The sequence below is a fragment of the Vibrio sp. QJM3NY_21 genome (genome assembly GCF_057785975.1).
This window is the reverse complement of sequence record NZ_CM173513.1, coordinates 2,093,728-2,109,088: the sequence shown is the minus strand read 5'-3', so window position 1 is coordinate 2,109,088 and position 15,361 is coordinate 2,093,728. Positions and strand designations below refer to the sequence as shown.

General features: G+C 44.7%; 15 protein-coding genes. 7 read left to right on the top strand and 8 right to left on the bottom strand.

From position 1 onward, the window contains the following. Position 1 precedes the first annotated feature (1 nt). The 3 genes from hutG to hutC form a co-directional block, all read right to left on the bottom strand. Positions 2–1,048 carry a formimidoylglutamase gene (gene hutG, locus AC3CID_RS09330; protein WP_488526451.1) on the bottom strand — a complete coding sequence of 349 codons (1,047 nt, stop codon included), beginning with the start codon at positions 1,046–1,048 and terminating at the stop codon, positions 2–4. Beyond that, complete coding sequence (gene hutI, locus AC3CID_RS09325) at positions 1,035–2,285, bottom strand: imidazolonepropionase (RefSeq protein WP_488526450.1); 1,251 nt, start codon at positions 2,283–2,285, stop codon at positions 1,035–1,037. The genes hutG and hutI overlap by 14 nt, the downstream gene beginning before the upstream one ends. A gap of 113 nt (positions 2,286–2,398) precedes the next feature. Continuing rightward, a complete protein-coding gene (gene hutC / locus AC3CID_RS09320) occupies positions 2,399–3,112 on the bottom strand; it encodes a histidine utilization transcriptional repressor HutC (protein WP_488526449.1) in 714 nt (237 codons plus the stop codon). A 181-nt stretch (positions 3,113–3,293) separates the two neighbouring features. On the opposite strand from hutC, the gene AC3CID_RS09315 reads away from it, so the two are divergent. Next, positions 3,294–4,037 carry a sporulation protein gene (locus AC3CID_RS09315; RefSeq protein ID WP_488526448.1) on the top strand — a complete coding sequence of 248 codons (744 nt, stop codon included), beginning with the start codon at positions 3,294–3,296 and terminating at the stop codon, positions 4,035–4,037. Between the two features lie 116 nt (positions 4,038–4,153). Here the strand turns inward: AC3CID_RS09315 and AC3CID_RS09310 are convergent, their stop codons facing one another. Then, positions 4,154–5,137, bottom strand: coding sequence for a DUF3187 family protein (locus tag AC3CID_RS09310; protein WP_488526447.1), 984 nt, complete (start codon positions 5,135–5,137; stop codon positions 4,154–4,156). Positions 5,138–5,540: 403 nt separating this feature from the next. Here AC3CID_RS09310 and thrS point away from each other — a divergent pair, with 403 nt between their 5' ends. From thrS to AC3CID_RS09280, 6 genes are all read left to right on the top strand, one after another. Continuing rightward, a complete protein-coding gene (gene thrS / locus AC3CID_RS09305) occupies positions 5,541–7,469 on the top strand; it encodes a threonine--tRNA ligase (RefSeq protein ID WP_054547396.1) in 1,929 nt (642 codons plus the stop codon). An 83-nt stretch (positions 7,470–7,552) separates the two neighbouring features. After that, entirely contained in the window at positions 7,553–8,023 is a 471-nt protein-coding gene (gene infC / locus AC3CID_RS09300; RefSeq protein ID WP_004733519.1) for a translation initiation factor IF-3, read from the top strand. Between the two features lie 104 nt (positions 8,024–8,127). Continuing rightward, complete coding sequence (gene rpmI, locus AC3CID_RS09295; protein WP_004733518.1) at positions 8,128–8,322, top strand: 50S ribosomal protein L35; 195 nt, start codon at positions 8,128–8,130, stop codon at positions 8,320–8,322. A gap of 42 nt (positions 8,323–8,364) precedes the next feature. Continuing rightward, a complete protein-coding gene (gene rplT, locus AC3CID_RS09290; protein WP_004733517.1) occupies positions 8,365–8,718 on the top strand; it encodes a 50S ribosomal protein L20 in 354 nt (117 codons plus the stop codon). 202 nt (positions 8,719–8,920) lie between these two features. Beyond that, a complete protein-coding gene (yqfB, locus tag AC3CID_RS09285; RefSeq protein ID WP_488526446.1) occupies positions 8,921–9,235 on the top strand; it encodes a N(4)-acetylcytidine aminohydrolase in 315 nt (104 codons plus the stop codon). Between the two features lie 69 nt (positions 9,236–9,304). Further along, on the top strand, positions 9,305–9,754 hold the full coding sequence (locus AC3CID_RS09280) for a hypothetical protein (RefSeq protein WP_488526445.1): 450 nt from the start codon (positions 9,305–9,307) through the stop codon (positions 9,752–9,754). Positions 9,755–9,846: 92 nt separating this feature from the next. Here the strand turns inward: AC3CID_RS09280 and AC3CID_RS09275 are convergent, their stop codons facing one another. The 4 genes from AC3CID_RS09275 to AC3CID_RS09260 all read right to left on the bottom strand — a co-directional run bounded on the left by AC3CID_RS09275 (position 9,847) and on the right by AC3CID_RS09260 (position 15,257). Further along, positions 9,847–11,085 (bottom strand): leucine-rich repeat-containing protein kinase family protein, encoded by a 1,239-nt coding sequence (locus AC3CID_RS09275; protein ID WP_488526444.1) that lies wholly within the window; start codon positions 11,083–11,085, stop codon positions 9,847–9,849. A gap of 114 nt (positions 11,086–11,199) precedes the next feature. Continuing rightward, the gene (locus AC3CID_RS09270) at positions 11,200–12,774 is read right to left on the bottom strand and encodes an ATP-binding cassette domain-containing protein (protein ID WP_488526443.1); all 1,575 of its coding nucleotides are present in this window, start codon (positions 12,772–12,774) and stop codon (positions 11,200–11,202) included. 471 nt (positions 12,775–13,245) lie between these two features. Continuing rightward, positions 13,246–13,824, bottom strand: a complete 579-nt coding sequence (locus AC3CID_RS09265) for a TetR/AcrR family transcriptional regulator (protein ID WP_488526442.1) — start codon at positions 13,822–13,824, stop codon at positions 13,246–13,248. After that, positions 13,821–15,257 (bottom strand): coniferyl aldehyde dehydrogenase, encoded by a 1,437-nt coding sequence (locus tag AC3CID_RS09260; RefSeq protein ID WP_488526441.1) that lies wholly within the window; start codon positions 15,255–15,257, stop codon positions 13,821–13,823. The genes AC3CID_RS09265 and AC3CID_RS09260 overlap by 4 nt, the downstream gene beginning before the upstream one ends. Positions 15,258–15,361: the final 104 nt, after the last annotated feature.

The window sequence follows — 15,361 nt, the reverse complement described above, 5'->3', positions numbered from 1 at the left end:
ATTAGTCGCTGGCCATTGCACTGGCTATATCCCAACACAAACGTGCCGCCAATCGAGCCGTTTGGCTATCGACGTCGTAGTCTGGGTTGTATTCCGCAATGTCCGCGATAATGAGTTTTTCACTGTGTTGGAAAATCTGTTCTAGAAAAGGAGCGAGTGCTTCATAGCTCACGCCTCTTGCCGCTGGTGCACTGACGCCCGGCGCAGTCGCCGCTGGGAATACGTCTAGATCGATAGTGAGATAGAGGTAATCACACTCAGCGATGAATTTTTGCAACTTAACCAGTTGAGCGGCTTGGTTTACTTGGATCATGTTGCGGTCGTGTTCATACCAAACGCCCAGTTGGTCAGCTTTATTAAACAGCGCTTTGGTATTGCTGGCAGCACTTACACCAAGACAAGCGTAATGAAACGGCCACTGATGTTTGTGGCAGTAATCGCTGATCTGATTAAAAGGCGTACCTGAACTGGGTTTAACATCAGCAATGTCGCTTTCGAATTCTCGAAGATCAAAGTGAGCATCAAAGTTAACGATGCCGATCTTAGGTTTCTGTTCTGGCTGATCTTTTTGGAGGCGTTCCGCTTTATGTAAATGCTCAGCGAGGCCTTGGAAAGATGCCCAAGCCACTTCGTGACCACCGCCGAGGGTAATCACTTTGTTTTTTGATAAGGCATTGGCAATCACAGATGCACACTGTTTTTGGCTGACTTCTAATTGACCATCATTGCACTCGATATCACCAAGATCCGCGATGTGGGCGTCACTGTGCCAAGCCATATTAGCCAGAGCTTGGCGAATCAGGTTGGGTGCTTGTTTCGCACCTACGCGTCCTTTGTTTCTTGCAACACCGGCGTCGCTGGCAAAGCCGACCAAAGCGATAGAGTTATCAGTAAGTTCGTTACTTAAATCACAACTTTTTACTTGTCTGGTAATGTGATGAACGCGTGTGCCGAGTGCGCCATCTTCAAGATCATTGCGTCCCGTCCATATAAAATCATGTTCGGCTGTTGCGTTCTTTTGAATGCCGTTAGACTTAGATTGAGTCATGACACACCTCGCCATTAACAATACGTTTATGCAGATGAGGAACACCGACTTGATAGCTTAAGTCGGCAGGGTGATCGATATTCCAGATAGCTAAATCAGCGGCATAACCTACTTCGACTTTGCCTTTGGTTTGTGAGTCGCCAATGGCAGCCGCCGCGTTACAAGTAACACCGCGTAGCGCTTCTTCAGGCGTCGTACCAAACAGGGTGCAGCTCATGTTCATCATCAGCGTTAAGTCTGCAAAAGGGGAGGTGCCGGGGTTTAAGTCGGTCGCTATTGCCATTGGAATGTTGTGTTCACGAAGTAAAGCAATAGGAGGCTGTTGAGTCTCTTTCAGGAAGTAGAAAGCACCGGGTAGCAAGGTGGCAACTGTGCCTGATTCTGCCAGTGCTTTTACTCCGGTTTCATCAAGGTATTCAACATGGTCAACAGAGAGTGCGCCGTATTTAGCTGCAAGCGCGCTGCCACCCATATTCGAAAGTTGTTCAGTGTGGCCTTTAATCGCGAGGCCATGTGCTTTGGCTGCTGCAAATACACGTTCGGTTTGTTCTAGGTTGAAGCCGATAGATTCGCAAAACACGTCAACTGCATCGGCGAGCCCTTGCTCTGCAGCTTTAGGAATGATCTCTTGGCAAACCAGATCGATATAGCTGTCCGGTTGCTCTTTGTATTCGGGTGGCACAGCATGCGCTGCAAGGAGAGTAGTGGTGATCTTAATTCGGCGATGATTCTCTAAAGCTTTGGCTGCGCGTAACATTTTGAGTTCATCATCAAGTGTTAAACCATAGCCAGATTTTACTTCGATGCTGGTTACGCCACTTCTTAGTAGGCCATCAAGTCTCGGTAATGCCATTTCAACCAGCTCAGACTCTTGCGCTGCGCGTGTTGCAGTGACTGTCGCTAGAATGCCGCCGCCTTGCTTGGCGATGTCGGTGTAAGACACACCATTCAAACGCTGCTCAAATTCATTGGCACGATTACCCGAAAATACGAGGTGAGTGTGGCAATCAATTAATCCGGGTGTCACTAGCTTGTTCTTGCAGTCATAGGTGACGTAATCCAAAGAACCATCAACACGTACTTGTTCTAACTCAGAAGCAAGTGCGCCTTGGTTTGAACAAGAGATGGACACGATTTTACCGCTTTCGATAACGATATCTTGAGGGGAAGAGGGCTGATAACCGTCGACTCCCGAGCTCATGGAAACCACTCGTGCATTTTTGAGGATCAAATTCATAATCACCTAGATCTTTGCTAAACATTAAATGTATATACAAATAAATAGGCTAAACGCTGACCCGAATCAAGTCGATGTTGCAAAAATGTGATCGGCGATCAGGATGATGTTCTTTAATTTAGAAGTATCTTGGAGCTTAATTTGTACTTAGAACCAGGATGGTAGAGCAATGCAAAGCTGATGAGGCGCTCTTTACTCCATGTTCTTCTATTCAAAAGTAGGCAAGGCTCTGATTCAGATAGCTTTAGTGACGTTCTGATTTGAGAGTCAGGAATAATGGCTTCAACCGTATGCTCGATAGCACTCAACGGGCAGTTTTTTGAAAGGTATTCGTTGGGCGTAGAGGTTGAAAAGTCTTGCTCTAGGTATTTTGGGGCGGCTTGAGAATTCACCCAGCGTGCTTCCAGTTGTATCGGTGCGTTGTCCGCAAAGTGTATGATTTCACTATAGAACACTTCTGCGTTAATCATCACACCTAACCGTGTAGCCGTGCTTTCATCAGCCTTGATACTATCGTGCTTGATAACTTGGTTAGTATACGTTTGGCCTCGGTCTTTGATCTCTTGCGCTATGTTGTTGATATCAAGCAACGGAGATTGCGCTTTTTCGTCGGGTTCACAAACAAAAGTCCCCAGTCTTGGTTTCCTGATGAGCTTGCCTTCAGACACCAGATCTCGAATGGCTTTATTGACCGTCATTCGACTCACATTGAACTGCTCGGTAAGTTCGAGTTCTGTGGTGATTTGGTAACCCACCGGCCAATGACCACTGCTGATCTTGTCATCTATGAACTGTTTTATCTGAAGGTAGAGCGGTGCTTTCGACATAATGAAACCTTATTTGACTATACAAATAGAGTAACGGATTTATTCACGATTTCAACATTTCCTCGGGCAATGTGACCTTATTCAACATAGATGGGGCAAATTGCTTGATTCTGTGAGGCAAGTGTCGCAAATTGTCACGCAATAACTATTCGTAAATCAGATAATTAGAAAGGGAAATAATATGTTTAAGAAATTAAAGGCCTCGTTGGGCATCGGTGCAGCAAAGGTTGATACTGTCTTAGATAATATTGAAGTTTTCCAAGGTGGAGAGTTGTCTGGCAATGTTCACATTGTTGGTGGCGACGTTGAGCAACAAATCGACCTGATCAACTTGGTTCTCAACACAGAAGTAAAAGTAGAAACGGAAGACAGCACCAGCTACGAAACCTTTTCACTGGGTCGCATTCAAGCCGTAGAACCTTTCGTTATCCAACCGGGCGAAACCAAACTGGTGCCATTCCGTCTTAAGTTAAATGATGAAACGCCAGTCACCGCGTTGAACGCACAAATGAACCAATGCCATGTGTGGGTTGAAACCAACCTAGATATAGGCTTCGCGATTGACCCTAAAGACCGTGACTTTATCTCCGTACACCCACTGCCAACAGTTGCTGAAATCATCCAAGGCGTGGAAGCATCGGGTATGGCAATGGTGAAAGCAGATGTAGAGAAGGGCTTCTTGAAAGGCAACAGCTTTACTTCTCGCTCTGGCTGTTACCAAGAGATTGAATTTCGCAGCGGCGGCTTTATGAATAACAAAGAGATCGAGCTGTCATTCATCGTTGAAGGTTCAATGGTTCACTGCCTAGCAGAAATCGACCGCTCAATGAGCTTTCGTGGCGACCAATACATCTCATTCAGCTTGCCAGCTAACGCGGCCGATTCAGACATTCGCAACGCTGTATCAAGAATCATGAGTGCGTAGTTGCTCTCTCTGTTAGTAGATGCTCTTTCTATTAATAGAGACAAGACAGTACGATTTCTATAGCCGAACTTAACCGTTCGGCTTTTTTAATTCTACTATCTCGACCTTAAATGGACTTACCACTGATGACGATAAGCCAATTGGAAGGCAACGTCGGTGGAGTTGTCCATGTTGAAGATGTTTTCGATAATGGATATCTCGATCGCTGAACGTTGCATGAGATAGCGATATCCAAGCATTATTTCATTTGCGGCTTCTGAAAACTCAGTGTCGCCGTCTTCGGCGCCTTCATACCAACGATACTCAAGGTGCAACTCATGGTTTTCAAATAGCGTGAGTTGATATCCTCCCATCCATGACCATGTTGCTTTCTTATGTGTAAAACTATTTTTCACCTCTCGATTAGACTGATTGGCCAACCCTAAGCTTGTATAGAAGGTATTGATGTCGAGTTGGTATGCATAGTTGAGTTGAGCGCTTTGTTCGGTGCTGTTTCCCTTAAATGCACCGTGGTTGACGTTGTTGTGATAAAGGGAGACACCAAAAGATAGTCCGTGGTTTTCAAGGTCTATGATTTGGTATTGAGTGTAGAGTGTGAAAGCACTTGTCAGCGTGTCGCCAGAGAAGTCACTGATATTGATGCCATGGCTTGGCGCGTAAACATCAAATTGGTGTCTGTCTTTACGTTCCCGCCCTGCTTGGTCGATGCCAAATAGATCGTGGTAATTGATGATGACCTTATCAAGGTGATTATTGGCGGCATATAGCCAACGGTAATTGAGCTCGACTTGCCATGCAGTCGTTAGTTGCCATTTCAATCCTGTTTGAAGTTGATTCTGATAATAGTCTAAATGATAGTCGTGGGAGTTAGCCCATATACTCGCGGCGGTTAAAGAAGCAAACACTTCAAGCTTGTTTTCTTCGAGCGGAAAGCCAGAGCGGAGCGTTGGAGTAAGACGAACGGACTGTAATGGTGCTTGGGTATAACTGATTAGCGGGCCGTAATCTTTGTTGGCCCATGTCGCGGGAGCATACATAGCTGTGGCTACTATTAACGATAAAGGTGGTATGAGCGATATAAAAGTAGCCTGTTTTCCCATATGCACCTCATCCGCAATCCGTTGCTTCTATATAGCTTAGTTCTAAATAACTCGTTTGTAAGAGATAAGTTGGAAGAGCGACCTTACAGGAGGTAGGAGAATTAGTAGGGTTGATACTGCTCGATTGGAAAGAGGGTTCGGAGGGGCAGGGAAGTTACCGCTATTATGATAAAACCTTATCAAACGAAGTGGTTGGAGAGCGGGCAGATTCTCTCTGTCATTGTCATTTCATATAATTTCGTTACAATGTTCGGCTACTCACAAATGGGGCATCTGTATTTGCTTCTATGTGGGTATCTTTATTATGCATATATCTCCGATCAACATACTTGTTGGTTGAAAAACATATATTAAACATTTTCATGTGTTGCTTGGTGTGCAACACCACTGTAAAGGACAAATAATGCCAATTATTACTCTTCCTGACGGTAGTCAGCGTCAATTTGACAACCCTGTATCAACTCTAGATGTTGCCCTATCAATCGGCCCTGGTCTTGCGAAAGCAACCATTGCTGGTCGTGTAGACGGCGAGCGTGTTGATGCTTGTGATCTTATCGAAAACGATGCAAGCCTAGAAATCATCACAGCTAAAGATGAAGTTGATGGCCTTGAGATCGTTCGTCACTCTTGTGCTCACCTTTTAGGTCACGCGATTAAGCAGCTTTTTCCAGAAGCGAAAATGGCGATCGGTCCTACCATCGATAACGGTTTCTACTACGATATCGACCTTGAGCACTCTCTAACGCAAGAAGATCTAGAAAAGATTGAAAAGCGTATGAAAGAGCTAGCGAAGACCAAGTATCAGGTTGTTAAGAAGAAAGTTAGCTGGCAGGAAGCGCGTGACGCATTCGAAGCTCGCGGCGAGACTTACAAAATCGAAATCTTGGATGAGAACGTTTCTAAAGACGATCGTCCAGGCCTGTACCATCATGAAGAATACATCGATATGTGTCGTGGTCCACACGTTCCACATATGGGCTTCTGCCAACACTTCACGTTACTTAACGTAGCGGGTGCTTACTGGCGTGGTAACAGTGACAACAAGATGCTTCAACGTATCTACGGTACTGCATTCCACGACAAGAAAGCGCTTAAGGCTCACCTAGTGCGCCTAGAAGAAGCGGCTAAGCGTGATCACCGTAAAATCGGTAAGCACTTAGATCTATTCCACATGCAGCAAGAAGCACCAGGCATGGTGTTCTGGCATCACAATGGTTGGACTATCTTCCGTGAGCTAGAAGTATTTATTCGTCAGAAGCTGACTGAGTACGATTACCAAGAAGTTAAAGGCCCATTAATGATGGACCGTGTTCTTTGGGAACGTTCTGGTCACTGGGATAAGTACGCTGAAGCGATGTTCACGACTTCTTCAGAGAACCGTGAATACGCGATTAAGCCAATGAACTGTCCTGGTCACGTTCAAATCTTCAACCAAGGTTTGAAATCTTACCGTGATCTTCCGCTACGTATGGCTGAGTTCGGCTCATGTCACCGTAACGAGCCGTCTGGCGCACTTCACGGCATTATGCGTGTTCGTGGCTTCACTCAAGATGATGCTCACGTATTCTGTACTGAAGACCAAGTTCAGCAAGAAGTTAAAGCTTGTATCGAAATGGTTTACGATACTTACACAACTTTCGGCTTCGATAGCATTGTTGTTAAGCTATCTACTCGTCCGGAACAGCGTGTAGGTTCAGACGAAATGTGGGACCGTGCAGAGGCCGATCTTAAGCAAGCGCTTGAGGCTATGGAGATTGCATACGAGATTCAAGAAGGCGAGGGTGCGTTCTACGGACCTAAGATTGAATTTACTTTGCATGATTGTTTGGACCGCGCATGGCAATGTGGTACAGTGCAGCTCGATTTTGCATTACCAGAACGTTTAGGTGCAACTTACGTAGGTGAAGATAACGAGCGTCACACGCCAGTTATGATTCACCGCGCGATTTTAGGTTCACTAGAACGCTTCATCGGTATTCTTATTGAAGAATACGCTGGCTTCTTCCCAACGTGGTTGGCGCCAGAACAAGCAATTGTTATGGGCATTACAGACAAACAGTCTGAATATGTACAAGAAATTGCGAAAAAACTGCAAAAAAGTGGATTTAGAGTCAAAGCAGACTTGAGAAATGAGAAGATTGGCTTTAAAATCCGCGAACATACTTTGAAACGTGTACCGTTCATGCTTGTGTGTGGTGACCAAGAAATGGAAGCCGGCGAAATTGCAGTACGTACACGTAAAGGTAAGGACCTTGGTAAATTTAAAGTGGATGACTTTATTTCATACATCCAAGCCGAGGTTTCAAACCGTAAGCTCAATCTGGAGGAATAGCTATTAAAGGCGGAAGACGTGGCCAACAACCGGCCAAACAAAACCAGCACCGTTTAAACGGTGACATTCGTGGCGTTCGTGAAGTGCGTCTAACTGGCGCAGACGGCGAAGCTGTTGGTGTAGTAACAATCGCTGAAGCGATGGAAGCTGCAAATGAAGCTGGTATGGATCTCGTAGAGATCAGCCCTAACGCCGAGCCGCCAGTTTGTCGTGTGATGGACTACGGTAAGTTCCTCTTCGAGAAGAGCAAAGCTGCGAAAGAGCAGAAGAAAAAGCAAAAGCAGGTTCAGATCAAGGAAATTAAATTCCGACCTGGAACTGATATTGGAGACTATCAGGTAAAACTACGCAACCTGACTGGTTTCCTTGAAGACGGCAACAAAGTGAAGGTAACAATTCGCTTCCGTGGCCGCGAAATGGCTCACCAAGAAATCGGTGTTGACGTTCTTAATCGTTTGAAAATCGATACTGAAGAATTTGCAGTTGTCGAATCTTTCCCAACGAGAATTGAAGGTCGCCAGATGATCATGGTGTTGGCCCCTAAAAAGAAGTAATTAACGGCTTTACAAGTAATTAAACCTTGCAGCCATAGGCTGTAGGGTTTTATTCGCCCTAATTACTATGTTATTAACAACTCAACAATGCGGAGTTATTCATCATGCCTAAGATGAAAACCAACAAAGGTGCTGCTAAGCGTTTCCAGAAAACTGCTGGTGGTATTAAGTTTAAGCACGCTGGTAAACGTCACATCCTGACTAAGCGTACTACTAAGAACAAGCGTCAGCTTCGTCCGAACTCAATCCTTCCAAAATGTGAAGTGGCTGCAGTTCTACGTATGATGCCATACGCTTAATTCTTTTTAGTTTATAAATTCGTTTAGTTTAGGAGAAGCATAATGCCTCGCGTAAAACGTGGTGTACAAGCTCGTGCACGTCATAAGAAAGTTCTAAAACAAGCTAAAGGTTACTACGGAGCACGTTCACGTGTTTACCGCGTAGCTTTCCAAGCAGTTACCAAAGCTGGTCAATACGCTTACCGTGACCGTCGCAACAAGAAACGTCAATTCCGTCAACTTTGGATTGCACGTATCAATGCGGCATCTCGTCAAAATGGTCTATCTTACAGCCGTTTCATCAATGGCCTTAAGAAAGCATCTATCGAGATCGACCGTAAGATTCTTGCTGACATCGCAGTATTCGACAAAGCAGCATTTGCTGTTCTAGTTGAAAAAGCGAAAGCATCTCTATAATTTAGAGTTAGCTTAAAGGTTTAAGAAAAGGAGAACTTCGGTTCTCCTTTTTTATTGCCTGCAATTTGTCTTTGCCATATTCTCTCGCATCTCGCATCTCGCATCTCGCATCTCGCATCTCGCATCTAATTTTTATTCGCTTGAACAGGCATTCTGGTATATAAACATCTATATAACCTCTAATGTTAAGCGACCGAGATAAATGACCGCACCTACCACTATGACGTTCTTCGAACGTTTTGAAACTGACATCCTTTCTGGCAAAAAGACCATTACTATTCGCGATGAATCTGAACGCGACTACCAGCCAGGTAGCGTTGTGGAAGTATCGACGCTAGAGCAAGGCCGTGTGTTCTGTAACCTTAAGATCATCAGTGTTGAACCAATCCTGTTTGATGACTTAGGTGAATTCCATGCTCAGCAAGAGAACATGACGCTGCAAGTACTCAAAGACGTGATTCAAGATATCTATCCGGGTATCTCTCAGCTGTATGTGGTTTCTTACGAGTTTGTGTAACCCGCTTTAAATGAAATTTGTTGATCACTACAGCCTTTAATTGCTGAGCAATAAGAAAGGGAAGTCACAATGAGTGAATTACTGAACGGAACAGTTCAGCAAATTTTGCTTCAACTTTATTGTCGTGAGCAAACTGAGCTGCCGTTAATTTCTCGAATTGATCTCGACATTGATCTTTATGATAGTGCAGGCTTTCTAGCGTGGCGTGATACAAAGCGTGACTTTACTGTCAGTGATATCGAGAGTCGAGTGTGGGTGAAGAGTTGCCCCGGCGGCTATATCACTGAAGTGCACTTTAATGCTGACGGTTCTCTAACTGAATACCGTTTGTTCGATCGATTTGAAACAACAGGGCAGTGGCAGTTAGCAGACGGTTTGTTACACGTCGAGATTCTGAAGGGTGACAACCGCTACCAGTTTGCTGTTGTGGCTCGTGCTGATCTTAAGATTCATTCTGCGGTAGAGTATAAGAACGGTGAGCTGCATTCGTACTTGAAGCTGGTTCAAGTTGAACGCTAAACGTTTAGCGATGATTCGTTTTATGAACATATGAAAAAGCCAACAGTGATGTTGGCTTTGTTGTTTTCAATTCGACTGAGTAGTTTAAGCTATTAAGCTTCGAAGTTCGCCAATCGAGTATAAAGCTCGCTGTCTTGATCTTGCTTTGCGCATACGGTTAGTAGGTCATCAATAAAGTACTTTAATGCACGTGCTTCAATTCGACGAATGCCTTGTTGCTGCTCTCCAGTCAGGTAACCGTAGATAGTTGCAGCTCCGAAGTCACCAAAGATCATCTGACCTTGTTCATTGACCAAGGTGTTGTGTGCGTACAAATCACCGTGACAAACTTTGTTTTGATGAAGGTGTTCAAACACATCAATCATCTGCTCGGTAATGCTATTGATCTGAGCAATTGAAAGCTCAAAGCCTTCGTTGAACGTATCGCGAGTACAGCTTTCAAGAGTAGGGGGCAAACCTAGGTTGTAATAGCTGCTTGGGATAAGCTCCATGACCAAAGCCAAATAGTCATCTTCATCAACTTGGGCAATAGATTTCACTAAATTGCCATGGTAGCCAGTCTGCAAACAAGCTTCTAGCTCATCGTGTGGGTAGCCATCACTGGTGACTTCGCCTTTGAATACTTTAACGGCCACTTCTTGTGGGAAATCAAAGTCACTGTTTAACCAGTTAGCATGAGAAATCACGCCAGATGCACCTTGGCCCAGCACTTGATTGAGTGAGTAGCATCGCGAGCTCACGGCTGGCACGCTATCTAAGCTGCTTGGGTGTTTGCAAAACGGGTTACCCGCAAACGCTAACCAAGCCAGTTTTGGTAGCTTGATAAGGAGCTCTGGGAATTCAGTCAGTTGGTTTGCAGATAGGCGAACTAGCTCAAGGTTTGATAAGTTTTCCATGCTTTCTGGTAAAACGCGAAGCTTGTTACCCGCCAATGCGAGCTTTTGAAGTCGTGGTCTTTTACCTAAAGAGTGAGGGAGAACCTCGATCGCATTGTCTGTCAGGATCAACCAACGTAATTGAGCTGGCAAAGATTGCTCGCTAACGGTTTTGATTTGGTTCGTTTTGAAGCCAACCATTTCAAGCTTAGGAAGGATACCGAGAACATCAGGAAGGTGCGTAAACAGGTTATTCGACGCGAACATAATACGCAGGTTGGTCAGTTGCGATAACTCTTCAGGTAAATCTGACAGTTGATTACCTGATAGGTCTAGAATCTCAAGAGAATCAGCGAGTTCTAAGATCTCTAATGGAAACTCAGTGAGACCTTCTGACAGTTTTAAGCGCTTAATACCTTTGAGTTGCCCTGATTTTAATTGTTCTAGAGTATGCAAACCTTAGCCTTATGAATAGATGTTCGAGGCGCGTAGTTTACTTGTCTCAATCAAGAAAGGCGAGCACCGGAACGATGCTCGTTTAACTAAACTAAGTGAACGAATTTACGAAGGTTAAAGCTGTATATGGTTTTGGCTGACGCCGACCTCCTCAACAAAGTCGCTGTCATGACTCACCAAGATAAACGCGCCTTGGTATTCACGTAAAGCGGACGCCAGTATTTGCTTTGAGTCGATGTCTAGGTGGTTGTCCGGTTCATCGAGCAATAGAAGCGGGCTGTCTTGCTTGTGGCTAACGATCAACATCGCCAATTTCATTTTTTCACCACCACTTAAATGTGCCACTTTTCGGTATACGGAGTCTCGCCTGAACCCAATTCCAGCGAGCAAGGTTCGTGCGTCACTTTCTGCTAACCCAAAGCTGTGTGTCATCAGGCTATCGAACATGGTGTCGTTGGTGTCTAACAGGCCAAAGTGTTGATCCAAGTATACCGTCGCCCCTAAGCGCTTGATGGAACCGGTATAGTTCGAGTGTTGGCCATGAATGGCTTTTAATAGTGTCGATTTTCCGCACCCATTAGCCCCGGTTAGATAACATCGTTCCCCTTGTGATAGCGAGAAGCTAATAGGAGCACCAGAACCAAAACTTAGGCGACACTCTTCAACGGTTAATAGTGAGTGTTTTTTAGAACCATTCGCTTGTTGTAGGTATAACGCTTGTGGCTTCAGTTGTTCTTGTTGTTCTTTAAGAGATTGAAGTTTATGTTGGTTTTGATCCTTTAAGTTCTTGTGGCTTGTTGCTGATGCACCTTGGGTTCGCCCTGCTTTATCTTTCATTGCATCCAATAATATCTTGGGTTGGCTACCCGATTTTCGGAGTCGGTTTCCCTGAGATTCTCGCTGCTGCGCCTTTTCCTTGTTGGTTTGAGCTTGACGCTCGAGTCGTTTCTTTTCGGACTGATGATGCGCAATCTGTTTGTCTAGCGCTTCGCTTTGGCTAGACACTTGTTTGAAGTAATCATCATAATTTCCTTTATAGAAACGTACGCACAAACTGTTGAGGTGATAGATCCCGTCCATGTGTCTCAATAAGCTTCGATCGTGACTGACGACAAGCACTTTGCCTTCAAACAACTGGTACTGTTCTAGTAACCAATTACGTCCGTCGCTATCCAAATGGTTTGAAGGCTCATCGAGGATCAGTATGTCGTTATTTGATACGAACAGCTGATGAAGCTGTAGCAGGGCGAGTTGCCCACCACTCAATGTATAGCACGGTGTGGTCAACCCACTGGTTATTTTCAATGTGGCTAAAAGTTGCTTGGTGTTCGCTTGTAAATCCCAATCATCACCAACGATATTGAAGTGCCGAAGTTCGCAACTCCCTTGCTCTATGGCGTGTAATGCGTCTAACTTTTCGGTGATCCCCAAGAAGTCAGCAATGCTGATTGCGCTATCCAACAGGTTTGATGGCAACTGAGAGTAAAAGCCGATCGAGCCTTGTTTGGAAACACTGCCTGATGTGGGTTGTGTTTTCCCGACCAGTAACGAAAGTAGTAATGACTTTCCAGCGCCATTTCTTCCGACTAAGCCTGTCAGGCGACTGCTCAAACTAAAGGTGATGTCTTTGAATAACCACTCACCAGTATCGAGTTGGAATGAGAGATTGTTGGCTAATATAGTAGGCATAGAAATACCTCCCTTTACGTGTAAACGAGTAAAAGGGGTGAGGCGCTTTTTTGCATAGATTCCTACGTGGAATTCTATGTCTAGATCGCCAAAGACGTTACTTAAGTAGGATGACAGCAAAAGATAGAGGTTATCTTGCTGAAGTGCTTTCTTTATTCAAGGTGCTGATCTTAAAGAGGTTGGTCTTAAATCGACTGCTCTTCAATAGCTTGATTTTTCAAGAAATAGATGACGAAGTAACGCCCACTAACCCCGAGTGTCCAAATGATTTTTATAAAAATAAATCGGATGTCAGGATGTTAGTACTTCATTATGGCGTTATTCTCTTTTGAAATGATGGTGGGATGTTACTGAAAGAAGGTGTTGAAAGTCAATATGATGAAGTGACTAAAATGTATCCAAATAATTAAAGCGCCAGTGAGGCGCTCTAGAACGTTCTTTGGAAACCAGACTTTTCGAGGAACTAGGGAATTACAGCTTCTGACCACCGACGGCACGCCAGCACATGTCAAAGCTATCGCTGATGTACTTGGCTGACTGCTCTGGTGGTAACTCATTCTGCTCAATCAACCAGTTTGCACAAATCAAAAAATGGCTATGGATGAAGTGTCTAACAAGGTTGATGTCTAACACCATCAGCTCACCGGCTTCTTGTCCTTTCAGAACGATTTCATCTAGCGATGCGAACATCTGTGAGACGATGACTTCTCGAGTTTGAGTCGTCGGGTCGAAATGAACATTGGTGAAAAACTTCATCGCAACTGGATTTTCTAACGCCCATTCAAGCCCTGTGATCCACATGAACTTAAAGGCTTGATAGCGATCTTGTTCAGCGATTTCTGTGTGCTGGTCAAGGGTAGAAAATAGCTCTATTTTCAGTTCACGAAACAGTTCATCAATCAGTAGAGATTTGTTCTCAAAGTGATGAAACAGTGTCGCTTTTGCGACGCCTGCTGTTTTCGCTATTTGTCCTGTAGATGTGCCCTCTAGCCCTTGCTGAGAGAAGAGCAGGAGCGCAGCATCTAGGATTTTTTGCCTTTTCGTAATCATCTATTTAGTACTTTGAACAGAATCTTTTTAATTGGGTTGTTGTAAGGAGGGTGCATTAACTTGGTGAAGTTAATTTTTCCTCTACTTAGAACGGTTTTGGCATGGCTAAAGGTCTTGAAGCCTTCAATGCCGTGGTAGTGTCCCATGCCTGAAGGGCCAATACCACCAAACGGTGCGTCTTCCGCTGCCACATGCACTAGCGAGTCGTTAATACAAACACCGCCAGAATGCGTATTCGATAAGAACTGGTCTTGGGTCTGTTTATCATGACTCATCAGATACAGAGCAAGTGGACGTTCTCTTGCTGTGATGTAGCTGATCGCTTCTTCAATAGAATCATAAGGCACGATAGGCAGAATAGGGCCAAACAACTCTTCTTGCATTGCGATCATGTCGTCGTTCACTTCGGTTAGGAGGTGTGGCGTCATTCTGTGGTTCACATCGTCTTGTGCTTGCTCGGTGACAGTGTGAATAACCGCACCTTTAGACTGAGCATCTGCAATCACACCCTTCAAACGATTGTATTGGCGCATATCGATCACTGAGGTTAAGTCTTTGCTTTCAATACCGGCTTTATAGAGCTTTTTGAAGTACTGCTTATAAGCCGTGATGAACGCGTCGGCTTTTTCTCGTGGCAATAAGATATAATCGGGTGCCACGCAAATCTGGCCAGCGTTTAAGCTTTTTGCAAACAGGATGCGTTCAACGGCGTCTGCAACATCAAAGTCCGGAGCAATAATCGTTGGAGACTTGCCACCCAATTCCAAAGTGACTGGCGTTAAGTTGTTGGCTGCTGCTCTCATTACGTGCTTACCCACAGAGGTCGACCCTGTGAATAGAATATGATCAAACGGGAGTTGGCTAAATTTCGCGGAAACGTCAGCTTCACCTTCGATAATCGCAACCTGATCTTCGTTAAACCCTTCAGCCAACATCGCTTTTAAAACTCGGTTTGTCGCTGGAGTGAACTCAGACATCTTTAGCATTGCAGTATTACCTGCCGCCAACGCAGTAATGAGGGGCCCTAAAGAGAGCATCACCGGGAAGTTCCAAGGAACAATGATACCGACAACACCCACTGGCTGATAATGAACGGTGATCTTCGCGGGTGTCAGCATTAAGCCAGCTTTTCTACGAGATGGCTTCAACCATTTCTTAAGGTTCTTCAGGCTGTAATTGATCTGGTGAAGAGAAGGGGTGATATCAGCAATCAAGCTGTCGTGTTTTGCTCGATGGCCATAATCTTCAGACACCGCATCAATCAATTGCCCTTGGTAGCGCATGAGCAACGCTTTTAATTTTGAGAGGTCTTTTCTTCTCTGCTCAAGCGCCGGATTAACATTACTGCGGTAGTGATCTTTTTGTCGGTTGAATATTTGATCCATGTCGTTGATGTTCGACGTGGTTGGTTCAAGGTCTAGATTATGGCTCATAGTATCCCCTAAATTCGAAAGCTGACCGATTGGTTGGTCGGTTAAAATTACAAGAAGATTGAACCGAATACAAGATATGTGCGAGAAAAGTTTATTTTTTGTTC